Annotated in this window: 37 protein-coding genes, 3 tRNA genes and 2 pseudogenes; 29 read left to right on the top strand and 13 right to left on the bottom strand. The window is 50.9% G+C overall.

Annotated features, from left to right (window positions below; all coding sequences use genetic code 11):
- Window positions 1-178 precede the first annotated feature (178 nt).
- The 4 genes from L383_RS02465 to L383_RS02480 form a co-directional block, all read right to left on the bottom strand.
- Window positions 179-1150 carry a DUF7146 domain-containing protein gene (locus tag L383_RS02465; RefSeq protein WP_023331992.1) on the bottom strand — a complete coding sequence of 324 codons (972 nt, stop codon included), beginning with the start codon at window positions 1148-1150 and terminating at the stop codon, window positions 179-181.
- Complete coding sequence (locus L383_RS02470; RefSeq protein WP_023331991.1) at window positions 1147-2769, bottom strand: DEAD/DEAH box helicase; 1623 nt, start codon at window positions 2767-2769, stop codon at window positions 1147-1149. Before L383_RS02470 ends, L383_RS02465 begins: the two co-directional genes overlap by 4 nt.
- Window positions 2770-3093: 324 nt before the next feature.
- The gene (locus L383_RS26450) at window positions 3094-3390 is read right to left on the bottom strand and encodes a hypothetical protein (protein ID WP_023331990.1); all 297 of its coding nucleotides are present in this window, start codon (window positions 3388-3390) and stop codon (window positions 3094-3096) included.
- Between the two features lie 271 nt (window positions 3391-3661).
- Window positions 3662-3880 carry a YdaS family helix-turn-helix protein gene (locus L383_RS02480; protein WP_023331988.1) on the bottom strand — a complete coding sequence of 73 codons (219 nt, stop codon included), beginning with the start codon at window positions 3878-3880 and terminating at the stop codon, window positions 3662-3664.
- Window positions 3881-3969: 89 nt separating this feature from the next.
- On the opposite strand from L383_RS02480, the gene L383_RS02485 reads away from it, so the two are divergent.
- From L383_RS02485 to L383_RS02530, 14 genes and pseudogenes are all read left to right on the top strand, one after another.
- The gene (locus L383_RS02485) at window positions 3970-4644 is read left to right on the top strand and encodes a LexA family protein (protein ID WP_023331987.1); all 675 of its coding nucleotides are present in this window, start codon (window positions 3970-3972) and stop codon (window positions 4642-4644) included.
- 98 nt (window positions 4645-4742) lie between these two features.
- Entirely contained in the window at window positions 4743-5024 is a 282-nt protein-coding gene (locus tag L383_RS02490; RefSeq protein WP_023331986.1) for a hypothetical protein, read from the top strand.
- Window positions 5021-5359, top strand: a complete 339-nt coding sequence (locus L383_RS0124335; RefSeq protein ID WP_023331985.1) for a hypothetical protein — start codon at window positions 5021-5023, stop codon at window positions 5357-5359. Before L383_RS02490 ends, L383_RS0124335 begins: the two co-directional genes overlap by 4 nt.
- Before the next feature lie 191 nt (window positions 5360-5550).
- On the top strand, window positions 5551-5751 hold the full coding sequence (locus L383_RS02495) for a hypothetical protein (RefSeq protein WP_023331983.1): 201 nt from the start codon (window positions 5551-5553) through the stop codon (window positions 5749-5751).
- Entirely contained in the window at window positions 5735-6082 is a 348-nt protein-coding gene (locus L383_RS02500; protein ID WP_023331982.1) for a hypothetical protein, read from the top strand. Before L383_RS02495 ends, L383_RS02500 begins: the two co-directional genes overlap by 17 nt.
- A complete protein-coding gene (locus L383_RS02505) occupies window positions 6072-6350 on the top strand; it encodes a hypothetical protein (protein WP_023331981.1) in 279 nt (92 codons plus the stop codon). The genes L383_RS02500 and L383_RS02505 overlap by 11 nt, the downstream gene beginning before the upstream one ends.
- Complete coding sequence (locus L383_RS26445; protein WP_252081293.1) at window positions 6322-6540, top strand: ParE family toxin-like protein; 219 nt, start codon at window positions 6322-6324, stop codon at window positions 6538-6540. Before L383_RS02505 ends, L383_RS26445 begins: the two co-directional genes overlap by 29 nt.
- Complete coding sequence (locus L383_RS02510) at window positions 6537-6959, top strand: hypothetical protein (protein ID WP_023331980.1); 423 nt, start codon at window positions 6537-6539, stop codon at window positions 6957-6959. Before L383_RS26445 ends, L383_RS02510 begins: the two co-directional genes overlap by 4 nt.
- Window positions 6959-7183, top strand: coding sequence for a hypothetical protein (locus L383_RS02515; RefSeq protein ID WP_023331979.1), 225 nt, complete (start codon window positions 6959-6961; stop codon window positions 7181-7183). The genes L383_RS02510 and L383_RS02515 overlap by 1 nt, the downstream gene beginning before the upstream one ends.
- Window positions 7180-7392 carry a hypothetical protein gene (locus L383_RS02520; RefSeq protein ID WP_023331978.1) on the top strand — a complete coding sequence of 71 codons (213 nt, stop codon included), beginning with the start codon at window positions 7180-7182 and terminating at the stop codon, window positions 7390-7392. Before L383_RS02515 ends, L383_RS02520 begins: the two co-directional genes overlap by 4 nt.
- Before the next feature lie 290 nt (window positions 7393-7682).
- Window positions 7683-7853, top strand: a pseudogene (locus L383_RS26440) (ATPase); the annotation flags it as partial.
- Complete coding sequence (locus L383_RS0124330; RefSeq protein WP_023331976.1) at window positions 7850-8116, top strand: hypothetical protein; 267 nt, start codon at window positions 7850-7852, stop codon at window positions 8114-8116. The pseudogene L383_RS26440 and the gene L383_RS0124330, both read left to right, overlap by 4 nt.
- A gap of 2 nt (window positions 8117-8118) precedes the next feature.
- Window positions 8119-8265: a hypothetical protein gene (locus L383_RS26140; protein WP_023331975.1), complete on the top strand. Its 147-nt coding sequence runs from the start codon at window positions 8119-8121 to the stop codon at window positions 8263-8265.
- 7 nt (window positions 8266-8272) lie between these two features.
- Window positions 8273-8467, top strand: coding sequence for a helix-turn-helix domain-containing protein (locus L383_RS02530; RefSeq protein ID WP_023331974.1), 195 nt, complete (start codon window positions 8273-8275; stop codon window positions 8465-8467).
- On the opposite strand, the gene L383_RS02535 is transcribed toward L383_RS02530, so the two are convergent.
- The 5 genes and pseudogenes from L383_RS02535 to L383_RS02550 form a co-directional block, all read right to left on the bottom strand.
- Entirely contained in the window at window positions 8457-9662 is a 1206-nt protein-coding gene (locus tag L383_RS02535) for a tyrosine-type recombinase/integrase (protein ID WP_023331973.1), read from the bottom strand. The genes L383_RS02530 and L383_RS02535 overlap by 11 nt on opposite strands.
- Window positions 9663-9889: 227 nt before the next feature.
- A pseudogene (locus tag L383_RS26590) lies at window positions 9890-9955 on the bottom strand (hypothetical protein); the annotation flags it as partial.
- Between the two features lie 91 nt (window positions 9956-10046).
- Window positions 10047-10724, bottom strand: a complete 678-nt coding sequence (gene yjjG, locus L383_RS02540; RefSeq protein WP_023331972.1) for a pyrimidine 5'-nucleotidase — start codon at window positions 10722-10724, stop codon at window positions 10047-10049.
- Window positions 10725-10743: 19 nt separating this feature from the next.
- A complete protein-coding gene (gene rimI, locus L383_RS02545; RefSeq protein ID WP_023331971.1) occupies window positions 10744-11187 on the bottom strand; it encodes a ribosomal protein S18-alanine N-acetyltransferase in 444 nt (147 codons plus the stop codon).
- Window positions 11156-11569 carry a DNA polymerase III subunit psi gene (locus L383_RS02550; RefSeq protein ID WP_014882446.1) on the bottom strand — a complete coding sequence of 138 codons (414 nt, stop codon included), beginning with the start codon at window positions 11567-11569 and terminating at the stop codon, window positions 11156-11158. Before L383_RS02550 ends, rimI begins: the two co-directional genes overlap by 32 nt.
- 102 nt (window positions 11570-11671) lie before the next feature.
- Between L383_RS02550 and rsmC the strand changes: the two genes are divergently transcribed.
- The 4 genes from rsmC to L383_RS02570 all read left to right on the top strand — a co-directional run bounded on the left by rsmC (window position 11672) and on the right by L383_RS02570 (window position 13192).
- On the top strand, window positions 11672-12700 hold the full coding sequence (rsmC, locus tag L383_RS02555; RefSeq protein WP_014882445.1) for a 16S rRNA (guanine(1207)-N(2))-methyltransferase RsmC: 1029 nt from the start codon (window positions 11672-11674) through the stop codon (window positions 12698-12700).
- A gap of 172 nt (window positions 12701-12872) precedes the next feature.
- Window positions 12873-12959, top strand: a tRNA-Leu gene (locus tag L383_RS02560).
- A 28-nt stretch (window positions 12960-12987) separates the two neighbouring features.
- Window positions 12988-13073, top strand: a tRNA-Leu gene (locus L383_RS02565).
- A gap of 32 nt (window positions 13074-13105) precedes the next feature.
- Window positions 13106-13192, top strand: a tRNA-Leu gene (locus L383_RS02570).
- Window positions 13193-13234: 42 nt separating this feature from the next.
- Here the strand turns inward: L383_RS02570 and L383_RS02575 are convergent.
- Complete coding sequence (locus L383_RS02575) at window positions 13235-13504, bottom strand: DUF1435 domain-containing protein (RefSeq protein WP_032637555.1); 270 nt, start codon at window positions 13502-13504, stop codon at window positions 13235-13237.
- 216 nt (window positions 13505-13720) lie between these two features.
- Here L383_RS02575 and L383_RS02580 point away from each other — a divergent pair, with 216 nt between their 5' ends.
- Both L383_RS02580 and fhuF read left to right on the top strand, forming a co-directional pair.
- Window positions 13721-14785, top strand: a complete 1065-nt coding sequence (locus L383_RS02580; protein ID WP_023331970.1) for a GGDEF domain-containing protein — start codon at window positions 13721-13723, stop codon at window positions 14783-14785.
- Between the two features lie 94 nt (window positions 14786-14879).
- The gene (gene fhuF / locus L383_RS02585; RefSeq protein ID WP_023331969.1) at window positions 14880-15668 is read left to right on the top strand and encodes a siderophore-iron reductase FhuF; all 789 of its coding nucleotides are present in this window, start codon (window positions 14880-14882) and stop codon (window positions 15666-15668) included.
- A gap of 97 nt (window positions 15669-15765) precedes the next feature.
- Here the strand turns inward: fhuF and L383_RS02590 are convergent, their stop codons facing one another.
- A complete protein-coding gene (locus L383_RS02590; RefSeq protein WP_023331968.1) occupies window positions 15766-17112 on the bottom strand; it encodes a PTS sugar transporter subunit IIC in 1347 nt (448 codons plus the stop codon).
- A 328-nt stretch (window positions 17113-17440) separates the two neighbouring features.
- Between L383_RS02590 and L383_RS02595 the strand changes: the two genes are divergently transcribed.
- Window positions 17441-17899 (top strand): YbaK/EbsC family protein, encoded by a 459-nt coding sequence (locus L383_RS02595; RefSeq protein WP_023331967.1) that lies wholly within the window; start codon window positions 17441-17443, stop codon window positions 17897-17899.
- Between the two features lie 36 nt (window positions 17900-17935).
- On the opposite strand, the gene bglJ is transcribed toward L383_RS02595, so the two are convergent.
- Both bglJ and L383_RS02605 read right to left on the bottom strand, forming a co-directional pair.
- Window positions 17936-18571, bottom strand: a complete 636-nt coding sequence (gene bglJ, locus L383_RS02600; protein WP_014882439.1) for a DNA-binding transcriptional activator BglJ — start codon at window positions 18569-18571, stop codon at window positions 17936-17938.
- Entirely contained in the window at window positions 18568-19305 is a 738-nt protein-coding gene (locus L383_RS02605) for a helix-turn-helix transcriptional regulator (protein WP_023331965.1), read from the bottom strand. Before L383_RS02605 ends, bglJ begins: the two co-directional genes overlap by 4 nt.
- 410 nt (window positions 19306-19715) lie before the next feature.
- On the opposite strand from L383_RS02605, the gene L383_RS02610 reads away from it, so the two are divergent.
- From L383_RS02610 to L383_RS02645, 8 genes are all read left to right on the top strand, one after another.
- Entirely contained in the window at window positions 19716-20492 is a 777-nt protein-coding gene (locus tag L383_RS02610) for a threonine/serine exporter family protein (RefSeq protein WP_023331964.1), read from the top strand.
- On the top strand, window positions 20483-20956 hold the full coding sequence (locus tag L383_RS02615; RefSeq protein WP_014882436.1) for a threonine/serine exporter: 474 nt from the start codon (window positions 20483-20485) through the stop codon (window positions 20954-20956). Before L383_RS02610 ends, L383_RS02615 begins: the two co-directional genes overlap by 10 nt.
- A 67-nt stretch (window positions 20957-21023) precedes the next feature.
- A complete protein-coding gene (locus L383_RS02620; RefSeq protein WP_023331963.1) occupies window positions 21024-21665 on the top strand; it encodes a TetR/AcrR family transcriptional regulator in 642 nt (213 codons plus the stop codon).
- Between the two features lie 41 nt (window positions 21666-21706).
- Entirely contained in the window at window positions 21707-22159 is a 453-nt protein-coding gene (locus L383_RS02625) for a MarR family winged helix-turn-helix transcriptional regulator (RefSeq protein WP_023331962.1), read from the top strand.
- Between the two features lie 84 nt (window positions 22160-22243).
- Window positions 22244-22672: an organic hydroperoxide resistance protein gene (locus tag L383_RS02630; RefSeq protein ID WP_023331961.1), complete on the top strand. Its 429-nt coding sequence runs from the start codon at window positions 22244-22246 to the stop codon at window positions 22670-22672.
- Between the two features lie 148 nt (window positions 22673-22820).
- The gene (gene dnaT, locus L383_RS02635; protein ID WP_023331960.1) at window positions 22821-23366 is read left to right on the top strand and encodes a primosomal protein DnaT; all 546 of its coding nucleotides are present in this window, start codon (window positions 22821-22823) and stop codon (window positions 23364-23366) included.
- Window positions 23363-24100: a DNA replication protein DnaC gene (gene dnaC / locus L383_RS02640; protein ID WP_014882432.1), complete on the top strand. Its 738-nt coding sequence runs from the start codon at window positions 23363-23365 to the stop codon at window positions 24098-24100. The genes dnaT and dnaC overlap by 4 nt, the downstream gene beginning before the upstream one ends.
- An 84-nt stretch (window positions 24101-24184) precedes the next feature.
- Window positions 24185-24667: a YjjA family protein gene (locus L383_RS02645; protein ID WP_014882431.1), complete on the top strand. Its 483-nt coding sequence runs from the start codon at window positions 24185-24187 to the stop codon at window positions 24665-24667.
- Window positions 24668-24926: the final 259 nt, after the last annotated feature.

Raw genomic sequence — 24926 nt, 5'->3', positions numbered from 1 at the left:
CCCAAAAAACTCCAACTGCCACTCTGGCGGTAAATGCACGCTGCAACAATCAATCGGCTACGGGACATGTGCAATTGAGACAGCCTGTTGATGTCAATGAAAACAGGGCCGGTATAACCACTGTGGGCGGCACGAATATATTCACAGATTGTTTGCTCGTCTTCTCTCGTCAAATTAATCATGCGGCCACCTTTTTCTTGTAGAAGACCAGCTCACGAACCTCATCGCCATTCATGAGCATATCGTTAAAGTCACCGTTGTCCGGCCAGCGTACGCTGACTTTCACAAGGTCATTTTTCGCCAGCAGATTGGCGTGGGCGCACTCAAACGCCGCCGCCTGACCAGTGGCAGAATGCTTGTCCATGTCAGCGAAAACGATCAGATGTTTTACCCCTGCCGGCACCCGGAATTTTTTCATGAAATTGCTGTTCATGACCGCCCAGGTATTCACGCCATAAATCTGATAGCAGGAGAGCGCAGTTTCGATCCCCTCTGCGATCCCCAGCGTTGAGGACACGGGAAACATGCGAATGGCAACCGAGCGGGCGTATTCGAGGTAGTTGTCTTCCTGCAGGGATTTTTGCCGTTTGGCGCTTTCGCCCAGCGGCGCTTTCCGATCCCCTTCGAGCAAGGTCCGGTGGAGATAGCACAGCTCACCTTTATCATCGGTGGCAAGAGCATAGAGAGCATGATAAATCCTGCCTGCATGGCGCTGCTTTTCGCAGAACCGGATCGCCTCAGAGGGTAATTTGTTGATCCCGCGCTGGCGCAAATAACCTTCCCCGTTGGTACCGCGCAAGGGCAGCAGCTTCGCGAATTTACTGATGGCGCGCTGGCGTATCTTCGCCGCCGAGCTGTTGGCCGGGATTTTCTCCCGGCGGTAGTCATTGCCAATGAGCTGATCCACCTCCGCGCAGAGTGCTGAGAAAGTCTTCCCGGTTTGCGTGAGGGAGAGTAGTTTCATGCCGTCGCCGCTGCCACATACGCAGATCCACGTCCCGGCGCCGTCGCGGTCGTCAATGCGAAACTTGCTGCGTGCGCCGCATACCGGACATTCTCCCTTGTAGTGATTTTTCCCTGTTATCGGCGGCAAGCCGTAATGTTCAAGAATTTCCGTCCAGCGGCCTTTTGCCGCTTCTGCTGTCTTCACGCTGTTCTTCTCCCCAGCATACTACGAATGTTTTCAACCTTTTGTTTTGCGCTGATAATCCGGCTTGTGGTGGCCGGACTGTCGGCGGGCTCACCCGCCTTGCTATCGGCCTTCTCCCGCCCCTTCGCAAATTTGATGAGTTTGTGCCTGATGTAGTTATTTACCTCCGGGGTAATCTCCATCGGAAAATCGCTCAGCCCGTTGGGCCATTCATTGAACTTTTCGCGGAATGTATGCGCACACCAGCCATCGCTGATGGGTTTCCCCATCGAAGTGCGCTGGCGCTGATAGAATTTGATCTGGCTCCACCAGGACTGTTTGTCCGATTTGGTGTAAACCTTTTCGCCCTTGCTGAGCTTTTTGATATTGCGTTGCGTATCGGTTTCCACATCCTCGCCGACCAGCGGTTTAAATCCGCATTTCGGGCAGACGTAGACACCTGCAGGCTTCATGAAATGACACTCCGGGCATTCCTTCGGGAGTTTTTCCTCCCGTTCTTCGGATTTGCGAGCTGCGGCTTCTTTCATCCCGTCGTTTTTGGAGGGAAGATCGTTGTACTCGATGGCGTCAGGAAATCCCAGGCGATGCACGGTACCGCTGTGATCGAAGATAAGGCAGGCATCTTTCCCCGGGGCAGTTCGCAGACCACGGCCCAGCGCCTGAAGCCAGCGAATTTCGCTTTTTGTAGGTCGGGCGTAAATGATGCAACGAACGTCACTGTCGAAGCCCGCCACCAGTACGCCGACGCTGACGATGATTTTTGTAGCGCCCGTCTCAAAACGGTGGATCACCAGCTGTCGTTCTTCGTGCGGCGTTTCAGCGACCATGACTTCGGCGTTAACACCGGCTTTGTTGAACTGCATAGTGACGTAATTGGCGTGGGCCTTATTGACGCAGAACGCCACCGTCGGCAGGTCACGGCCATTACGCAGCCAGTTATCGACAATATCACCCACCAGATCGGAGCCGCACATAATCTCCGCCAGCTGTGCTTCGTCGTAGTCGCTGCCATACTCCATCGAGGCTTTTGTCTTAACGCCTTTCAGATCCGGTTTAGTTGGCGCGAAAAATTCGTAATTACTCAGATCGCCGCGCTGGATAAGTTCTCCGATGGTGGTCGGTTTAATCAGACGCTGGTAGTAATTCCCCAGGAAGGGTGAAAACGGGGTTCCGGACAGGCCAATAACCTTCGCTTTGGTTTTTGTGGTTATCCGTTCAATCTCTTTCAGAATGCGACGCTTGCGCAGGTGGGCTTCATCAACAATCAGCAGATCGATATCCTGAGGAAATTCGCGGCGGATCAGCGTGTCAGCGCTGGCGATCTGAATCTGCAGGCTCGGGTCATAGTTCGGATGGTCACGCCAGATAAAGCTGATCTGGTCTTCCGGTAGGCCATACTGAGCAAAGCGCTGCGCCGTCTGGTTAATCAGGATGGTATAAGGGGCGACAAACAGAACGCGCATACCACGACTTACCAGACCAGCAGCAACGAAAGCAGCCAGACCAGTTTTGCCGCTGCCGGTCGGCATATACATCATGAAAGATTCGTATGCCTTCCAGTCACGGCGCAGCATATTGAGTGCGCGTTCCTGTGCAAAATTCGGTGTGATGTTCAACATTATCAACCCCTCTACATTTCACTCTTCCAGGAAAAACCTTTCCCGATTTCATACCCGACCAGATGCGTACTACATTGCTAGTACAGCGGCATTTTTGGGCTCTGTCTCTGAGATCTGCACCTACCTAACCAATGGAGCTGCCTTCTGGAAAAGGCCTATTCCCATCCCTCTCCGATCTCCCCCCTTACCCCCCTCTTACCTCTCCCTTATTCATGTACTAGCAAAAGAGTACAATGAGACAGTAAAAGGCAATCGGGAGCTACCATCCCACCAGCAGCTGACACCTTTAAGTCAGACTGCAACCGGACACCTTTAAGCCCGGCATCATTTGGTGCGGTGTTGCGTTCCAACCAGGGGTGGCAGAGCCGTATACCCCTGAATTGCACGGCCGTGTGTTTCAACGAACCGGCGAAGCCTCACATTGGCTTCATGCCTTGCCCGGTTCTCCTTGCGGTATGACACGGGTTCAGCGTCAAACGTGATTTCGTAAACCTCTGCATACTTCAGCGAGACTTTTCGCCTCAGGGATGGAGGTAAACCCAGTAGTTGCTGTTGTATCCATGCTGCGTCTGCCTGGCTGTAACGCGATGGCATTTCAACCTGCACATAATCCGTGTACATATCGCCTCCGGTTAAAACAGACTGTTCTGTCCCTTACGGGAGACGCGCTTCTTTCCTGCGCTACGTTCAGCCAGTGTTGTCTGTCCAAGGGCCCACTGCCGGGCACGGAAAAGACAATCAGCGAACATGCTTCCCTTCCGGCTGGCCTGAGAACAGCGCCGATAATAATCAGCGCCATATTCAGCCCCCCCCCCTGGCGATCTCCGCCGGAAAGCCTTCACCTACCAGCGCATCCGTGATGTGCTTTTTGATAAATTCTTCCGGTGACATGTCACGCTCCAAACTTGTTCGCGGAGGATTGATAAATATCTGGGCGCAGTTCTGATCTTGTAATCACCCCAGCAGTCTCTTGCTCAAGCCGTATTGCGAGGTTGAATCCTGCGTTTTTATGCCCGTTAAAAACTAAGCGTAAATAGTCCCGCGTGGAGCCAACACTTTCAGCTAGATGGGTCTGCTGCTCTTTGGTTAATGAGTTCCAGTACGCTTTCATTCGATGTACCTCCGTGGTACATATTACATCAAAATAATGAACCGTAAAGGAACTTGTACCGCACGGATACAACCTGAGAGAATAACCGTATGAAAACTGTTCATGAAATCAGGCGTCTAAACGCCAGAAAATTACGAGATGGTGTTGGTGGAAACTCATTTTTTGCCAACATGATCGATCGTGAGCCTACTCAAACCAGTCGGTTTATGAGCGATGGTGCAACCAAAAACATTGGTGATGCTATGGCAAGACACATTGAAAAATGTTTCGACTTGCCTCTTGGATGGCTAGATCAAGAGCACCAAACAACGAATGTTGCAAAAAATCCAGATGTTTCAGATACTAATAGAAATATTCGGATGGTCCCCGTCATCTCGTGGGTACAAGCTGGCGCGTGGACAAAGGTGGATGAACAAGAGGTTGATTTGTACAGCACTGAAACCTATCCATGCCCTGTGCCATGTGGGCCGATGACTTATATCCTCAGGGTTATAGGTGATTCTATGATTGAGGAATACCGCCCGGGAGATATGATATTTGTTGATCCTGAGGTACCTTCTGTTCATGGTGATGATGTAGTTGCCTTGATGCATGATAGCGGTGAAACGACTTTCAAAAGACTTATAGAAGATGGTGGCAGTAGGTACCTCAAGGCACTCAATCAAAATTGGCCTGAGCCATATATAAAAATTGATGGAAACTGTTCAATCATTGGAACTGTTATATTTTCAGGAAAACCAAGAAGATACAGAAACAAACCATAAAATAAATTAAGAAACCTGCAATTGCAGGTTTTTTTATGCTTGACAGTGTACCTTTAAGGTACATAATGTACCTATCAGAGCGATCAATGAGGTACATTATGAGCGTGAATAGCATTATCCAGTTAATCGAAATTGACTTAACCAGAGACATTAATGTAACTGAACTCGCCAGTGAGGCAGAAAACAAAACGACTTCATTACTTGAAGCAATAAATTTTATTAGCTTAAAAATTATGGAAATGAGCGAAGGCTCAAAAGAAAGTAATGACAAAATTAATTCCTTGTCGGGTGTCATTGCTGAATTAGCTGACTTAGCCATGGTGACTAATAAGATTTCAAATGAATCTCACTATCACAGCGGAATGAGGGAAAGCAAATGATTAATATCTCAACAAACAACGCAATCGACCAAGCAGAGAAAATCATCACTGATATTTTCGAAAATGGCGAGCATGATAAACAGACTGGCGAAGGTCTTTATCGTGTTATGACACTGCTAGCTGATGCCCGCTCAACGATAGGCGACATTGACGATCTTTTCTTTGATGTTGCTATTACGGCAAGAAAGTTAGAGGCACTTACTGCCGTTTATTGTGAGCAATATTTCACTGATGAAGATAATGAACGACAAGAAACATATTTGGCCGATACGATTCGTGACTACGAGTCTAAATCTTGCAATGAATTAAAAAGCATCCAAGAAAAACTTAATTAAATAACACAATAAATTTAATTACGCCTTAACTGGTGTGGCTTCCTGCAACCTGAAAACAGGATGATTTTAAAAATGACATTCATCAAAGATAAAGCGGCATACAAAACGGCATGTCTTTTCTTTATGGACTATGGCGAGGAGTACCGCCATATATCTGACCTTTTCATGCGTAAAGCTTACGGAGTCTGATTATGCTTAACAAAGATAGTTCAATCGAAACCGCTAAAAATACAGCCGATAACCTTTATCACTTAATGGAACTAATCAACTCAAACATTATTGATATGGATATTGAGCAAATAATTTCCCTATCAGGCCTCTGCCTCGATTTATCGGCTCAGGTTTCTACATGGATGGATTCGGAGTTTGAACGACGTGAAAAAACTAATTGAAATTCGCCGCCGTCATCTTGTTCAGGCAAAGCTTGATTCTGTTATGCGTAGGACGGGTGGAAACATCCAGATGGCGAAGCTTGATAACGGCACGCTGTTTCCGGTCGAGTTAACCGAAGAATTATTGACGAAGGCACTGATAAAGCTTTTCGAAGAAATGATTTACGACACTCATAAACGTACCGAAGCAGAATCAATTATTTCCGGTCATTACGCTGATTGCCTCGGGAAAAGCAAATTAACGCTTGATGCCGTGTATTTCATGGATGCACTGATTGAAACACTGGCGGAAGAAGCAATGAAAAAACGGAGAGCACAAAATGCAAGCTAACCAGCAGTCAATATTACATCGCGGAAAGCTAATTCCACTTCCATTGCTGAATGTAGATCTGCATGTCTCCCCGGAATTTACCGGGCGAGTGGTGGTTCACATCAAAGAAGGTCGCCAGATTTGCGATTACCCACTGCGTGAAGCCGAGCATATCAACACTTTATCAGGATTTCTGGCGCTGGCCCGACAGACTGGCTGGATGGTTATTCCGCCTGAAGGCATAACGGAGGGCGGAGCCAGTGGCACTGACAGCAATCCGAATTCCTGAGCGGGTACACCTGCAGGCGATGCAGGTTCTGCAGCGATATCGGCGTAAGCGCATATATGCACGACGCATGCGTCGTACTGGCTACCTCAGCCTGAAAGTTAACCCACGCTGGAGGCTGTTATCGAAAGACGATGGCCGGAGCTGGGAAGTAATGAGTCATGAACGTTATTCGGGAGAAATAAGCAGATGATCGACAACCGCACCGCCAGCGTGATTGACCTGGCCTTAAAGAAACACGACACGCCCGTTGGTCCGTTGTTCGTGGCTCAACGCCATGGACGTATCAAGAAGTGCTTTAGCCGTGACACTGCGATCCGCTATCTGGCGTTTTTTATGACGACCTGGGCGTTTGAAGCCTCAGGTTTTCAATGCAGGCATCCTGATGTGCTGGCCGTCCATCCACTGAATCCGGAACTGAATTGCTGGCAACGCGGTGGCGTAACCCATGAGTATTTCATGGCCCACCAGCGTTGCATCCGTCGCCTACGCCGCATTCTGGCACGTAAACGTGAAATGGAAAGGTGGTGCAAGAAATGGGATGCCATGCATGACCGCTACGTTAAAGAACGCGAAGAATTGCAAGCAGAAAAACCGATCGGAGTACGCTAATGAAAATCGAGTTTAACGATTACGGCGCATTGGCAGCAGTGATAATTACCAGCACTATTTTTGAGTTCCGGAAACATAACAGGCTGGTCGATACCACCCTGTTTCTGGTACCTGGTGTAGTCAGCGAACGGCGCGGTAGCTTCTTCATGAAAACGCATATCTCAGGGAAAACCCGTGATGCGCTGCGGGCCTACAAGACAGTGCAGCGGGAGGCGAAACGATGAGTAAAGGCCAACAACCTGCATACCCATGCCCCAGTAACGCAACACCCTTCGGTATGACCTACCGTCAGCATTTGGTCTGCCAGCTCGCTCCGGTACTCGCTGCGCAGTTCTTTGAAAGTAGCGCATGGACCGATTACGACGACTTGGCCGGCTCACTAATGATGATGGCCGACAGCATTATTGAGGCCGAAAAGGAGACTGCACAATGAACAAAATTACCAACCCCGTGGTACTGCTTCATTGGCATGAAACCCCGGAAAGTGCTTGCCACATAGCGATCACTAACGGCAGCACAGATTTTCGCGATGCGGAATATATGGCCGTATTAGGTGCCGGTTATACAGACGACATTATGAATAACTGGAGCAAAACAGGCTACTACATGGCGGCGGAGATCGAGCGATTGCGCCAGCAGCTTATCGCGCCACTGAGCATAGGGGAATTATTGCAACGTCTTGAGTCACAGACTTATGGAAAATGGGTGCGGGTGGGTAGCGATGTCACCATTGGTAAACAGTTGACCATCACCCTGCCAGATACCAGCTCAAAAGCATTCTGGAGTGGTACGGGTAAAAGCCAGGTGTTCCACCCAGAAACATACCGTCGCTGGGTCAAAGACGCGATTGAACGGGCTTGTGTGACCGCCGGGATCGGTGTGGAGGTGAAATGATGGCCGAGATTTTTAGTGAATTCAAACATGAACATCTTACCTCTGATGAGGCTGATTTCTTAATGGAAAGCTACAGAAAGCGTGGTGTTTCGGCCAGCAAATCACGAAGTGAGGATGCAATCGGGTGGATGGTAACAGCAGTCCTGCAGGAGAATTATTCCAAAACACCATCAAGAATTAACGCTCCGAATGTCTGGGGTAATGGTCATGTGAAAAGAGTGAATGGACGAGGCCTGGGTGACAAAAGGTTCGGGAGAACATAAAGATGCACGAAATTTTTGAAATGTGGGTCCGCCAGCGACACGGAAGCCGCTACGACCTGCCGAGGGATATTCAGGGGCTTTACTGCCGGGAAGTGGTTAAGCGCATGTTTGAAGTATGGTGTCACTGCCGTGGCTTGAGTATGGTGTGAGGTACATATGAGCGATTTAATGACAACAAAACAGGTGGCCGATTACTGCGGAGTTTCGGTGTCAACGGTGCTGCGCTGGAACAGCATCAACGGTAAAACCGGCCAGAAGTACCGCCCCGAGTTCCCGGACCCGGATATAAAATCCTGCCCAAACAAATGGGCGGCACATAAAATTCACAGGTTCGCCGGAGTTATCCAGTAACGAGAGATTCCACCCGATCCCACCACGCCTGATAGGCTTTGCGTTGTTCTTCCATATAATCGCTCTTGTCATAAACTTGCCAGACACCTGGCAGTTTATGGCCGAGCATTATTTCAGCAACGTGTGGCTCTGTCAGATCAGAAAAATTTGTTCTAGCCGTTCTTCTCAAATCGTACAGAGACCAATGTGGGAACTGATACCCCAGCCGCCGCCAAGCATATTTCGTCAGGTTATATGGCAATGACTGCAATGACGATCTGCCAACCGGCTCCCGGCTATTCTCTTTCGTGAATACCATAACTGAGCCATTATTCATGGAAATGGCATACTTCACTAACTCTTCGACTGGCCCGATAATTGGGCGCTTGAGTGGCTTCCCAGTTACCGCTCCTGTTTTATGCCGCTCAGCTGGAACCGTCCATACCTTGCTGATTAGATCGAAATCACTCACTCTGGCTCCAATCAGCTCAGCAGGCCGACAACCAAAGTGCAGCAGCAGCTTAATAAAGACTCTGTATTTGGGAACTAAGCGGGAGCCATCAACGGCACCGTATAGGATCTTGATTTCTTCATGGCTCAGGAATCTTTCACCCTGACCTTTTTTGATGTCCATATCTTTGCTGGTTATATCGGATAAAGGCCGATTCTCCACCAGCTTTCTTTTGAAAGCCCATACGTGAGCCTGCTTTGCATTCACCAGTAGCCTGTCAGCTATTCCAGGCAATCGATCGCTGATTGGCTCCAGAACCTCCAGCCAGTCGTGAAGGCTGGCAATATCATGCGGCAAATTGCCAATTTTGGGGAATAGGTGAATTTCGAAGGACCTGAGAATTTGTTCCGCACCCTTCTTATTTTTCAGACAGTAGGTGTCATACCAAGCCCTGATCACCGATTCAACGGTTAACGCGCCTGTAGCACGCCGTTTTTCAGCCATCCTGACTAACTTGGGATTTCGGTTAGCTTCCAGCTCACCACGCAACCGGATCACTTCATCGCGAGCCTCTTTGAGCCCGGTAGCAGGATAAGAGCCAATATCGATACGCTCGCCTTTCCCGGCCCACTGATAACGATATTGAAACACAACACGTCCTTTCGGTGACACTCTGACAGACAGGCCATCACGATCGGATTTTACCATTACTTTTTCGCGTTCCTTCCCTGCGACCGAACGCAACCATGTATCAGACAGCGCCATAAACCACCTTGTACAAACTTAAAAAATCATCTTCGGTTTGTACATTATGTACAAGCACATGTACAGAATTTTGCTAAAAGCAATCGCATTAAAGCGTGATCAATTGAAAGGAATTAAAGCGAAATAAAGTAATGAATCGTTGATACGGCAGGAATGGCAGGTGATTTGTGAAAGGAATTTGAAAAATCTGACAGGTTTTTATTTTACTTAATGAGGGGTGATTCGTGGGGGTGAGAGATAATGGCAAAAGTACGGCGCTTGGCCACCTCTTGCAGATAAGGAGACAACGTCATAATTAAATCTTCTTTTATAAGCGCGGCAGCACGCCACGCGTCATGGAATACAAAATTGCGGCTATTTTACCCATCAATGGGGGGCAGGCAATCATTGTTTACACAGGAGGTGCTCCAGTTCGTTCAACGACGTGACGGTCCAGGTCGGCTCAATGCCTTCAGGCTTCACGCGGCCATGCGCATTCAGCCAGACAGTCGACAGACCGGAGTTCATACCCCCCAGAATATCAGACTCTGCGGTATCCCCTACCATCAGCACGCGGTCGCGGTCAGGATTTCCGGCTTGCGCCAGGGCATAATCAAAAATTCGCGGATCCGGCTTCGGCACACCCACCTCTTCGGAGATCACCAGCGCGTCAAAATGATCGCGCAGGCCGGTGCGTTCAAGGCGGATCTGCTGCAGCGCGGTAAAGCCGTTGGTGATGATCCCAAGCTTCGCTTTACCTTTGAGAGAATCCAGCAGGGAAACCGCGCCCGGCAGTGGGGAGCAAATCTCTGCCATCGCATTGAGAAAAGCTTCGTTCAGCGAGCCCGGACTGACGTTTAAGCGTTCCGCCCACGCGTCAAAACGCTGGTGCTGGAGTTGTAACGCGGTGATGGCGCCGTTCTGATAATCCACCCACAGCGGCTTGTTCACCGCCTGATAGTCCTGAAAATCTTCAGCGGTGAAGGTCACGCTATAGTCGAGAAACATCCGCTGTAGGCCGCCGAACGCGTCAAAGGTAAACAGCGTTTCGTCGGCATCAAAGAAAATCCAGTCCCATTTCATCGTTACAACCTTATCTTTGTTATCCAATTGGCAGAGCCATAATAATGGCGTCTTCACGTCCCTCTGCGGTGGGGTAGTAGTTACGGCGGATTGTCGCCTCGTTAAAGCCTAAGCCTTCATAGAGCGCGATGGCGGCGACATTCGACGCGCGCACCTCCAGCCAGAGGGTAAAAACGTCACGGGTTTCGAGCTCACGAATGAGATGCTCAAGCAGTTCTCTTCCCAGTCCCCGGCGCTGAAACGCAGGGTCAACCGCGATGTTAAACAGCGTCGCCTCATCAAGGACGACCTGCGTTATGGCAAACGCCGCCATAGTGCCGTCAACGTCCAGCCGGTAGTTGAGGTACCGATCGCCCTGGTTGCTGGCGAACGTTTTTTCGCTCCACGGAAACGCGTGGGCGCGTGTTTCAATCGCGAACGCGGTGGTCAGGTCAGGCGTCGTGAGGGAAGAAATCGTGTTCATATTCGCAGATTTGTTGCCATAGCGCGCTGCGCGCTTTTGGGTTGGCTTTCAGTTCGTCCAGCGCTGGCGAGCAGATCTGACTCCCCTGAAGAGAGATGTCGGTCGTCTCTCCGATGCGCCAGCTGTTACACCGACTCTCAGGAGGAAGCATTGCCACCCGTTCCGGCGTCAGCTGTAAAACCTGGTCGGAAGTCAGCTTCAGGCTGCGAAGGACATCACCAATCAGGGGTTCATTCAGGGCAGGCAGTTCTTCCGCCACCATCACCAGCCTGACGTGCGCCGGGATGGAGATAGCGATTTCGCCCTGCAACGCCGTCGGGCGACGCAAGGCCCACTGGGTGATGCCCAGCTGCTGCAACTGCCAGTCTCGTCGGGATGTCATAGCGAAAACTCCTGTCTCTCAGGCGCGCAAATATAGCAAATGTGTCGAAAGTGCGCCATCTACCTACTATAATCCCCGCCTGAGTTTATTGAGGAACAATTCATGTCTGCATTTACCCCGGCAAGTGAAGTCTTGCTGCGTCACAGTGATGATTTCGAAGAAAGCCGTATTCTGTTTGCCGGAGATATGCAGGATGATCTGCCTGCGCGTTTCGACTGTGCTGAAAGCCGTGCCCATACCCAATACTACCACCACTGGCAGGTGCTGAGCCGTCAGATGGGCGAGCGCGCGCGCTTTAGCCTGGTGGCGGAGCAGCGCGATATTGCTGACTGCGATACGCTGATCTACTACTGGCCGAAGAACAAGCCGGAAGCCCAGTTTCAGCTGATGAACCTGCTCTCCCTGCTGCCGGTGGGTTGCGACATTTTCGTTGTCGGTGAGAACCGCAGCGGCGTGCGCAGTGCTGAACAGATGCTGGAAGGCTATGCGCCACTGAATAAAGTCGACAGTGCGCGTCGCTGCGGTCTGTACCATGGTCGTCTGGAAAAACAGACAGAATTCGATGCTAACACCTACTGGGACGAGTATCAGCTTGACGGCCTGACCATCAAAACCCTGCCGGGCGTGTTCAGCCGTGATGCGCTGGATACCGGCAGTAAGCTGCTGCTTTCTACCCTGACACCACACACCAAAGGCAAAGTGCTGGACGTGGGCTGCGGCGCGGGCGTACTTTCAACGGTGCTTGCCAGCCATTCGCCTAAAGTCCGTTTAACCCTGTGTGATGTGAGCGCCCCGGCGGTAGAAGCCAGCCGTGCAACGCTTGCCGCAAACGGCATTGAAGGCGATGTTATTGCCAGCAACGTCTTCTCTGACGTGACCGGCCGCTTTGACATGATCATCTCTAACCCGCCGTTCCACGACGGTATGGAGACCAGCCTCGAAGCGGCGCAAGCGCTGATTCGTGGTGCGACCCGTCACCTCAACAGCGGCGGTGAACTGCGTATCGTCGCGAACGCCTTCCTGGCGTATCCGAAAGTGCTGGATGAAACCTTTGGCTTCCACGAAGTGATCGCCCAGACCGGCCGTTTTAAGGTGTATCGCACCGTGATGACGCGTCAGGCCAAAAAGTAATCTCCCGTTCTGTTTGCCAGATAAGCGCATGCGCTATCCGGCAAACAGGCACCTCGCTCCCGACCATTTTTGCAGCGATCAATAAATCGTGCGCACTTTTCTGTTGACGTAAAGCTGAAAACATCTAGAATGCGCCTCCGTGGTTACGATACTTTTACAGTATCGATGGTATGCGAAGGTGGCGGAATTGGTAGACGCGCTAGCTTCAGGTGTTAGTGTCCTTACGGATGTGGGGGTTCGAGTCCCCCCCCTCGCACCATAAATCACGTTGATATTGCTCGCACTGGGCGAAGGTGGCGGAATTGGTAGACGCGCTAGCTTCAGGTGTTAGTGTCCTTAGGATGTGGGGGTTCGAGTCCCCCCCCTCGCACCAACGAGGCGATATCAAACCAGTAAGATAACTGTGCGAAGGTGGCGGAATTGGTAGACGCGCTAGCTTCAGGTGTTAGTGTCCTTACGGATGTGGGGGTTCGAGTCCCCCCCCTCGCACCAATTATCTTGCATCCCTTCTGTTGTACCTCTTATTTTTCCCTGTTATTTCAAACTCATCAGTATTACCAGAATTCCACCGATCAGTGCCATACCGGATGGCAGTAAAACAAAGTGACGTAGTTGCTTATGCCAGATCATGCATGAAGTCACCAGCAATCCCGACACAAGAATGGTCTTCCAGACATCAATGGAGAGATCGGCGAACATCAAACCGCCAAGCACGACGCCCGGCAGCAGTACCCCCCATGCACTTCCCAGCACCCTGTTCAACATGCATCGCCCTTTCATAACGATAATGATAAACAATATCATATGATAAAGATTATCATTTGTCAGCGCAGACAATCAAAAAAGTTCGACCTTTACCGCTATGTAGAATGACAGGAATAGCCTAAGGTGATAAATTGCTCACCTGTTAACTACACATAAAGTTTTTCTTATAATTACTCTTTGAGTTTTTTGCATATTTTATTGCGAAACAACGCCTATTTATCTGTTTTAATTAAATTTTAATAAAAACGCACGACTATGACATCACAATCCTGGCGGTCTTTGGTTCAACGAAAATATCAATTATCGTTACGTTTATTTTTATTTCTGAATGCAACCTCAGCGGTGTTCTCGGTAACAAATCCGCTCTATTCCGTGCGCGTGTTTTCCGCCCCGCTGATTGCTATTTTTTCCATCAGCACCGGCCTGTTCGTCTGGCACTGGAAAAAGTGTGCGCGAAAGATAAATATTCCTTTTGTTTCAGGGATCTTCGGTATTTTGTGGGCATGGCAAATTGATTCGAAATTTTCGCTAATTACCCATAACCAGGCGACGTATTTGTTAATCGCCCTATTAACGGTGCTTTTTATCGGAACGCTGGCATTCGCCAGTAATATCAAAGCATTTACTCTGCATTCACTCCCCGCGTTTATTGTCTGTCTGTGGTTAAGCAATCCAGAGATGTGGCTGAGAATGACCTATTCTTTCGCACTTCCTGTGGTGGCCATCGCTATTCATAACATTTTGCAAAAACGCAACGATCGCTTTGCGCAGGAACTGCTTTCCCGGCTGCTGGAAGAACGGGAAACCCTTACCGATCTCAGTATGATGGATCCGCTTACCGGCCTCTATAATCGGCGCGGCCTTCAGAGCCGCCTGGAGAACCTGCCAGCGGTGGAAAACGGTGAACACTTTGTTCTGCTGATGGATATCGACCACTTCAAAGCCTATAACGACCACTACGGCCATATGATGGGTGACCAGGCCCTGAAACGTGTTTCTGCAGCAATCCGCGACGCCGTGCGTTCGCGTGACATTGTGGCGCGTTTCGGCGGGGAAGAGTTTATGGTGCTGCTGACGAATATTTCACTTGAACACGCCCGTCATACGGCAGAGCGGATCCGGCAGAAAGTCTACGATTTGAAAATTCCGCATCTCTTCAACGAAAGCGTCGCCACCAATGTTACCATCAGCATCGGTATTGCCATTTTTGAAAATGAAGATGTCGAAGGCGCGCTGGAGAGAGCAGACAGAGCGCTCTATGAAGCAAAGCATCTTGGACGTAACAACATTCTTCTGAGCGAAGAGCTGCAAACCGCGTAGACGGGTCGGCGTTGAATCAGGACAAAAGTCTTGCCATTGGTATAAGCAATAGTTAGGATTGGCAATCATTATCATTTAGATTCCTATCTCAACTATGGCTACGCATACCGCACACATTGTTGAACCCCTTCTCTGGCGAGCGCCCCTCACCAACGGGAATGCGTCGCTTGCGGATGCCATACGGGATAAGATTGCGGAAACACGCGCTCACCTGCTGGACTTTATCCGGCTTGATGAAGCGCCCCCGCACCACGCCATGACCCTCGCGGAGTGGCGACAACCCTCTACGCTGCAGTCACTCCTTGCCACCTATTCCGACCATATCTATCGCAATCAGCCGACCCTGACGCGAGAAAATAAGCCTTTGCTTTCCCTGTGGGCGCAATGGTATATCGGGCTGATGGTACCTCCGCTCATGCTGGCGGTGTTAACCCAGAAAAGCATGCTGGCGCTCTCCCCGGAACATTTCCATGTCGAGTTCCACGAAACCGGTCGAGCGGCCTGTTTCTGGATCGATCTGCACGAGGACCTGAACGCGGCACACCTCTCTGCCCAGGAACGACTGGAGCAACTTGTCATTCAGGCCTTGATCCCGGTGGTGGATGCGCTTGAAGCGACGAGGGAGATCAACGGAAAGCTTATCTGGAGTAATACCGGATATTTAATCCACTGGTATTTAACGGAAATGAAACCGCTGCTTGGTGATGAGAACGTTGATGCACTGCGTCAGTCCTGTTTCTTTGCAAAACAGCTTTCAGACGGCCGCGATAACCCGCTCTTTCGTACCGTTGTACTCCGTGACGGACTCCTGGTGCGCCGCACCTGCTGCCAGCGCTATCGCCTGCCGGACGTTAAGCAGTGCGGGGATTGTACGCTGAAGTAATTGGGTGCGGCCTGATGCCCTCACCCTGCCCCTCTCCCACGGGGAGAGGGAACAAACACTAAAAACGGCAACCTGAAAGTTGCCGTTTTGCTTTTACCTAGGCCACCTGCTGATTATCCTCTTCCGTATTACGCTGCGCTTCTTCAGCTTCCTGCTCCAGCAGTTGTTTCTCGTAAACTTTAAAGAACGGGTAGTAGATGATGGCCGATACGCAGGCCAGAACGACAACCAGAATAGCTGCACGGAAATCCCAGCCCAGGGCCCATGCTGCGCCTATCGGCGCCGGTGCTGTCCAGGGTACGACGGAAATGACGCGGCCTATCAAATCAAAGGTCATCGCGGCCCAGGCCAGGACGGCGTTAACCATGGGGGCCAGCAGGAACGGTATAAAGAACACCGGATTCATCACAATCGGCGTGCCGAAGATAACGGGTTCGTTGATGTTAAAGAAGCTGGGTACCACGCTCAAACGCCCGATAGAACGTAAATGCGCCGAGCGGCTACGCAGATAGCAAATCACCAGCCCCATCGTCGCGCCCGACCCACCGATCACGATGAAGAACGTCCAGAAGGCTTCCATAAAAATATGTGGCAAAGGCTGACCGGCGGCCAGTGCGGTCTGGTTGGCCCCAAGGTTTGTCAGCCAGAACATCTGCAGCATCCCGGAGACAATGGCCGCGCCGTGGATCCCGGCGAACCACAGCAAATGCCCAATCAGTACCGCCAGCAGAATCGCAGGCAGTGAGTCTGCCGCGGAAACCAGGGGTTTAAAGATCGACATAATCGCCTGCGGGATCAGCATGTCAAACTGAGACTGAATCACCAGGCTCAGCGGATAGAGCGTTAACACCACCACCAGCACCGGGATCAGCAGGTCAAAGGAGTTTTTGATCATCGGAGGTACCTGGTCTGGCAGGCGAATACCGATGTTATGCGCCTTGAGGAAACGCATCATCTCAACGCAGTAAATCGCGACCAGAATGGCGGTGAAAATACCGGTTCCACCGAGGCTATCGACAGGAAGTGTGCCTTTGGTTTTCGGTGCCGCGACCAGCAAAAATGCCATGAGCGACAGCATGGCACACATAAACGGATCGAGCTGGTGCGTTTTGACATAGTGTTTGCCCAGGTTATAGGCAATGGCCGCACAGATATAAATGGACATAATCCCCATCGTCATATCAAACGGCGTGAGGATCTGGCCTTCAAATTGTTTCGCCATATCCAGCCAGGTGCGTGCGAAACCCCAGGTGGTATCAGGCGAAAACGGCGGGTAAGCGAACACTAATAAAAATGAACCCACAATCATAAACGGCATCGCGGAGATGAAGCCATCACGGATAGCCATCACATGACGTTGAGAAGAGATGCGCCCGGCAATCGGGCTAACGTAATTTTCAACGAAACGGAATATCAGATTAAACGCAGCATGGTTGGCAGACATGGCAGCTCTCCTGTCAGACGTTTATAACGGACGCGCTCGCGCCGCACGTTGTTCCATAACTCAGCTTCACAACCTTGCTGGCTTGTGTACCCGCGGTACTGCTCAGACGAAATGGTTTCATAATTGGCTCTTATTATTGGATACAGGGGACGTTACATACTCAGTATTAATCTACGCATCACGCTCTGCAACCGGTTACTGTAACCGGTTTCTGTGATTGTGAAGGGGATCCAGAAATCAGCCATCCGGGATATTTGTTACTTAAGAGATATTTACAGAGCATAAATTCTTATGACAGATTACGCAGGTTATTTGTCAGGAGGAAATAATGAGTTTGCAGTCCGTACAGCAGTTTTTTGCCGACAACGCGCCGGAGATAGAAGTTATAGAACTTAGCCAGAGTACGGCTACCGTTGCGCTGGCTGCTGCCGCCCATCGTGTGGAACCGGGACAAATCGCCAAAACCTTATCTTTGAAGGTTAAAAATGAGGTGATACTGGTCGTTGCGAAGGGTGATGCGCGTCTGGATAACAAAAAACTGAAAGACACCTTTGGCGCAAAAGCGCGCATGCTCAGCAGTGATGAAGTGGTCACCGTGACGGGCCATCCCGTTGGCGGCGTCTGCCCGTTCGGGCTGGAAAACCCGCTCGCGGTTTACTGTGATATCTCTCTAAAACAGTACGCGGAAGTGCTTCCTGCCGCTGGCGCAATCCATAGTGCTGTGCGTATTTCTCCGGACAGAATGGCAGAGCTGACATCCGCAAAGTGGGTCGATGTGTGCATCTGATTGATGCGCCAGAAGATCTCTGGCGCAAAAGACAGGTTACAAAAATGTCGGTTTGTTTAACCCCACACTACGCGTTTCTCTTACCGGCAAATGCGTAAGAATATCCGCGGCATCGAGCAACCCGACGTCAGAATTCACCCCCAGCTTCACCATCGCATTAAACTTATGTGCGCGGATAGTCTTGATATTGCGCTTAAGCTGCGCCGCGATTTCTGGGATGGAATAGCCGCACGACATATAACGCAATATTGCCCTCTCCGTCGGGCTTAACATCCGGTTCTGGCTGCAGTACCAGTGATTAAGCATATTGTCGTTTATGCGCAGCGTTTCGCTCAATAGCACCATGAATTCTTTCCGCAGGTGTTCAAGCGTCACTGATTTACTGACCACACCGTGAAGACGAGAAGGGGAAAGATGGCTAATCAGCCGCGCCTCCATCTCATCAGATACCAGTATAATGCGCTGAATATGGCTATGCGTAAACGCGAGATCCCTCAGGTGCGCCAGGCAGTTACGACGCGCTTCTCGCGCATCGGAAAGGGAATAGATCAGCGAGAAAAAATTAACGTGATAAAGCGCCTTCTTAAAGCCATCGAAATCATTGAACAGGTGCAGCTGATATTGACTGAGTTCGGACTGCGCAAAAAGATGCTGCAGCCCAATGGCACTCATCGTGCAATTTTCGATGATGGCGATATGTCGTGTTGAATCGGTTTTTTCCATTCCTCGAACTCTCCATAGGCTGACATGAGATTCAGCTCTCTCATTCCCTGTGTACTGTTGATCCAGGCGTACATATCGGCATTACTCCGTAATGACAGCCTTCGCATCGCACTGTTTTTCTGCGCACTGATCGTTTTATTGCTCTTCTTAAGCAACGTAGCGATTTGGTTAATCCCCCACCCTTTACCTAACAGACGAAGTACCTTGCGCTCAGAATTTGTAAGCGCAATGACGTGTTCGTCTTCCTCTTCGCCTTCCTGAGATTCGGGAGTTAATAACGTCTGGCTAATCCGCTCTGCGCGTTCACTTCCTGCCCGGATAGCGTTCACGACACCTTCGATAGGTTCCATATCAGAAAGCAACGTGGTTTCCGGGCGCATAAGCAGCTCAACAGCAATAGGATAAAATGGCCGGGAAACCAAAAAGATCCAGTGGATATCCCTGTACTGATTCAATAAGCGGTAATACTCTTCGAGCGCACCCCGCGGGTTCCTGTATTCGCCTGAAACATCGGCAATAATCACATCTGCGCGGCGTAACTGAAGCAGGGTCAACTCCTGCAGTGAGCGGCAATAGGTCAATTCAAAATCGGGAAAATGACGTGTCACCACATCCCCTAACCCATTTTGCATTACGGGTATCCGGCTAATGACAACGCCATGCTTACCGTGCAATGACAACATAGACCCTCCGTGTCCATTTTCATTTGATAAGTAACGTTAAAACGCATCAAGTTATACGTATTTTCGTCCCTGAGTGTAAAACTGATTAATACAAGCAGAAGATGAGAAATGTTTTAAGTTTAAGAAATGCCTAAAACTGCACTAATATCTCACAAAGCGACAATAAATTTAATTCGACAATCATTAAAATATCGACAATATAAAATTAGAATAACTAAATACAAATATTCTATATTTCCAAACCAATAATTCACCGAATTGATAAATTGATCCCAACGTCTTTCGTCAGCCAGGCTGCAACTGTTTGCATAAACCTTGATCTGACCCACAGCAACTGCCACTGCATTTTGTGCTAAAAGTAGGCACAACGGGCCACGCGGCTACTCTTCACCTTCTCTTCAGGACACGACATGCAGGCAGAACGGTCAACGCAGCGTGCTATCACGCGGCTCTGTATTCAGTGCGGTCTTTTTCTGCTCCAGCACGGCGCGGAAAGCGCGCTGGTTGAGGAACTTTCAACCCGGCTGGGGCTGGCGCTGGGGATGGACAGCGTGGAAAGCGCCATCTCTTCCAACGCCATTGTGCTAACCACGATCAAGGACGGTCAGTGCCTGACCTCCACCCGTAAAAACCAGGACCGTGGCATTAACATGCACGTTGTGACCGAAGTGCAGCATATCGTCATCCTTGCGGAGCATAAGCTTCTCGATCTCAAAGAGATTGAAAAACGGTTCAACCAAATCAAACCGTTACGTTATCCGCGCTGGCTTGTCGTGCTGATGGTCGGGCTCTCATGCGCCTGTTTCTGTAAGCTCAATAAAGGCGGCTGGGATGGCGCACTGGTCACCTTTTTCGCCAGTAGTATCGCCATGTATGTACGCCAGTTGCTGACCCATCGGCAGTTGCACCCGCAAATTAACTTTTGCATTACCGCGTTTGTCGCCACTACCGTTTCAGGCCTGCTGCTGCGCCTGCCGCAGTTCGCCAACACCCCGACGATTGCCATGGCGGCCAGCGTGCTTTTGCTGGTGCCGGGCTTTCCGTTAATCAACGCCGTTGCCGATATGTTTAAAGGGCACATTAATACCGGTCTGGCACGCTGGGCCATCGCCAGCCTGCTGACGCTGGCAACCTGTATCGGCGTGGTCATGGCTATGACTCTCTGGGGGTTACGCGGATGGGCGTGATAGATTTTCTGCTGGCACTGGCACAGGATATGATCCTGGCCGCCATTCCTGCCGTCGGCTTTGCGATGGTCTTTAACGTTCCGCAACGTGCTCTGCCGTGGTGTGCGCTGTTGGGGGCGATTGGTCACGGCTCGCGGATGGCCATGATGGCGGCGGGTTTTAATATCGAATGGTCGACATTTATGGCCTCTATGCTGGTCGGTAGCATCGGCATTCAATGGTCGCGCTGGTATCTGGCGCATCCTAAAGTCTTCACCGTCGCCGCCGTGATCCCGATGTTTCCTGGCATATCGGCGTATACGGCAATGATTTCAGCGGTGAAAATCAGCCATTTTGGCTACACCGAGCCGCAGATGATCCTTCTTCTGAGCAACTTTCTTAAAGCGTCGTCCATTGTCGGTGCGCTCTCTATCGGGCTGTCGATCCCCGGATTGTGGCTGTACCGCAAACGCCCGCGCGTTTGATATTTGTGTTATTTCGCTGCCGTGGAGATAATCTTTCTGGTCCGTTTGGTGAAAATAAGGAAAGGATGTGGCTAACCCTGGCAGCGAACACCCCGAGCACAACGAAGAGTCCAGCCTGAAAGAGAAAATTTTTCAGAGCGCTATTGCGCTGTTTGCCGAATACGGACTGAACGGCGCCCGCATGGAGCAGATCGCGGAGAAAGCGGGCACCACCAAACGCATGGTGGTTTACCATTTTAAGAATAAAGAAAATCTTTATCTGCTGGTGCTGGAACACGTTTACACCGAAATTCGCGCCAGCGAAAAAGCGCTTAGCCTGGCGGATATGCCCCCCGTCGAAGCGCTGGTCCACCTGGTTGAAACCACCTTTGACTATCATGCTGACCATCCGGATTACATCCGTATCATCTGCATGGAAAACATGCAGCGTGGCCGCTTTATGCAGCAGTCGAATTATCTGCGCCAGGTTAACCGCAGCGCGCTCGACCTGCTGGAAGAGATCCTGCGTCGCGGCAAAGAGAAACTGCTGTTCAGCCAGACGGTTGACGCCCGCGATCTCCACCGCCTGATAAGCAGCTTCAGCTTTCACTACGTCGCCAACAGCTACACCTTCACTCTGCTGTTTGAAGAGGGTGCCGACGAGCGGGCTCAGCGCCAGCACTACCGTAAAATGGCCGTTCAGGTGGCGCTGCGGTATACCTGCCCATAAAATTGCTTGCAATTAAATCGCACACTATCTATATTCATCTCATGAACGCGAAAACGAACGACACAACCTCTGCGCTCCTGCTGGATAACCAGCTCTGCTTTGCCCTCTATTCGGCAAATCTGGCGCTTAACAAGCTGTACCGGCAGTTGCTGGCACCGCTAAACCTGACTTACCCGCAATATCTGGTGATGCTGGTGCTGTGGGAGCAGGATGACGTGACGGTATCAGACATCGGTGAACGGCTGTTCCTTGATTCCGCAACGCTGACGCCGCTGCTGAAGCGTCTGGAAAGCGCCGGTCTCATCAACCGTCACCGCTCGCGTAAAGACGAACGTCAGGTCGCTGTCACCCTGACTGATGCAGGACGTCACCTACAGCAGCAGGCCGCAGGGATCCCTCATGCGGTGGGATGCGCGGCACAGTGTGATACCGAGACCATGCTGTCACTCAAGCAGCAGCTGGAAGTTTTGCGACAACAGATTCAACGCGCGTGACGCTATACTTTACGCGTATTTATTTACCCATGTATATCGCACGCTATTTAATAGCACACATAAAAGTAAGATGAGGAACCTGCCATGTCTTTAGAAAAAGTTGTTTATACCGCCAAAGCAAAAGCCACCGGGGGCCGTGACGGCCGCGCGACCTCTTCCGATGGCGTTCTGGATGTCAAACTGGGCGTGCCAAAAGAGATGGGCGGCATGGGGGGTGAAGTGACTAACCCTGAGCAGCTGTTTGCTGCTGGCTACTCCGCCTGCTTCCTGGGCGCAATGAAGTTTGTCGCGGCTCGCGACAAATTTGCCCTGCCTAAAGAAGCCTTTATTGAAGGTGAAGTGGGTATTGGTCCGTTGCCAACCGGTTTTGGTATCGAAGCAAAACTGAACATCCACGTTGAAGGGATGGATCAGGCGGAAGCCAAAAAACTGGTCGATGCGGCGCACATTGTTTGCCCTTACTCTAACGCGACCCGCGGCAACATCGATGTGACTCTGAATATCATCGCGTGATAAATGCCTGATGGCGCTGTGCTTATCAGGTCTATGACTGTAGCCCCGGTACGCGCAGCGCCACCGGGGAAATCCCCTCCTTCCCTTCCCCCTCTCTGTGCTACCATAAGCCCTTATCACGCCCGTCGTTATCAGTAGAGTAAGCGTTATGTCCTCCAGAATTCTGACCACCAGCATTGCTGGCATTGATGCCTTTATGCGCGACCCACGCGGTGTGTTGACTCACGCCGAAGGCGGCACGGTTGCGGTTTTTGCCGATAACGCGCCGGCGTTTTACGCAATCACGCCGGAACGTCTGGCACAGCTTCTGGAGACTGAAGCGCAATTATCCCGCCCGGCGAGCGATGTCACGCTGGATAACCAGTTGTTTGATGAACCGGTTAACGCCCTGGTGACCGTTCCGATGGGCAAATTTGCCCTTTATGCGGGCTGGCAGCCCGACGCCGATTTTCAACGGCAGGCCGCGCTGTGGGGCATTGCGTTAACCCAACCGGCCACCGCGGAAGAGCTCGCCGCCTTTACGGCCTGGTGGCAGGCAGAGGGTAAAGTTTTCACCCATATTCAGTGGCAGCAAAAGCTCGCGCGTCATCTGCAGATTACCCGCGCCAGCAATAACGGCCAGCCAAAACGCGATATCAACGCGTTTTCAGAACCGGATAAACAGATCCCCAGTGGATTCAGAGGTGCGAAATGAAGAACGTCGGTGACCTGATGAAACGTCTGCAAAAAATGATGCCAGCCAACGTGAAGCCCGCTTTCACGACGGGGGAAGAACTGCTGGCGTGGCAAAAAGAGCAAGGAAAAATCCGTGCCGCCGCGCTCGCCCGCGAAAACCGGGCGATGAAAATGCAGCGCACGTTTAACCGCTCAGGTATTCGCCCTCTGCATCAGAACTGCTCGTTTGATAACTATAAAGTTGAAACCAGCGGGCAGATGAACGCGCTCGCCGCCGCACGTCAGTACGTGGATGAATTTGACGGTAATATCGCCAGCTTCATTTTTAGCGGTAAACCGGGCACCGGGAAGAACCATCTTGCCGCGGCCATCTGTAACGAACTGCTTCTGCGCGGTAAATCGGTGCTCATTATCACCGTGGCCGATATCATGTCCGCCATGAAAGACACCTTTAGCAACCGCGAAACCAGCGAAGAACAGCTGCTTAACGATCTGAGTAATGTCGATTTACTGGTCATCGACGAGATTGGCGTTCAGACGGAATCCCGTTATGAAAAGGTCATCATCAATCAGATTGTCGATCGTCGTTCTTCCTCCAAACGCCCCACCGGCATGCTCACAAACCACAACATCGACGAGATGACCCGCTTACTGGGCGAACGCGTCATGGACCGTATGAAGCTGGGTAACAGTCTGTATGTCATCTTCGACTGGGACAGTTACCGCAGCCGCGTTACCGGCAAAGAGTATTAAGACAGTTCCAGGAATCGCCAGCGGGACACAGGTATATACTGGAACCCCTTCCGGCCCAAAACGGACCTTTTTGAGAAAGCCATTATGAAAAAACAGATCCTTATCAGCACCTTTTTAGGCGCGCTGCTGGTTACCGGCGCAGCGCAAGCGGCGTCCTGGCAGGAGTCCCTCTCAAGCGCAGCAAACGAGCTGACCAAAGAGAGCAGCAGCACTCAGGGTGGGCTCTCCGCCTCTTCCCTCACCAGCCTGCTAAGCAACAGCTCCCAAAGCCTGAGCGCGGGCACGATGAACAACGCGGCGGGGATTCTGGAATATTGCGCGAAGCAAAAACTGGCCTCGGTGACCGACGCGCAAAACGTGAAAAACCAGGTGCTGGGTAAACTGGGTCTCGATACTCAGGAGCAAAAAGCGGATACCAGCTATATGGATGGCATTCAGGGTCTGCTTAACGCACAAAACGGTCAGCAACTTAACCTGAGCACCCTCGGCAACTCTTCTCTGGCGAAACAGGTGAAAACCAAAGCCTGCGATCTGGTGTTGAAACAAGGCGTTAATTTCATCTCCTGATTTCCCCCATTTTCTGCCACAACACGCCGCGTTTAATGCGATAGTCTTGCATCGCGGCGTGAAACGAGCGTTTTTCCAACCTGCCACCGTCTCAGCGTCCGTTTGTCAGGATGCGACCTTCTTCATAAAAACGATTTTCTAAACCAAATCCTAACAACAGCACACTTTCGTGACACTAAAATTGCAGCTAAACGACATCGCCATTACATTGTATAACCCAAAAAATAAACAGTTAGCCAGCGAAGCACCTGGCGTCATG

It is taken from the genome of Enterobacter sp. MGH 37 (assembly GCF_000534515.1).
Lineage (GTDB): Bacteria > Pseudomonadota > Gammaproteobacteria > Enterobacterales > Enterobacteriaceae > Enterobacter > Enterobacter kobei.
The sequence above is the reverse complement of the archived record's forward strand: the minus strand, read 5'-3'. Positions and strand labels throughout refer to the sequence as shown.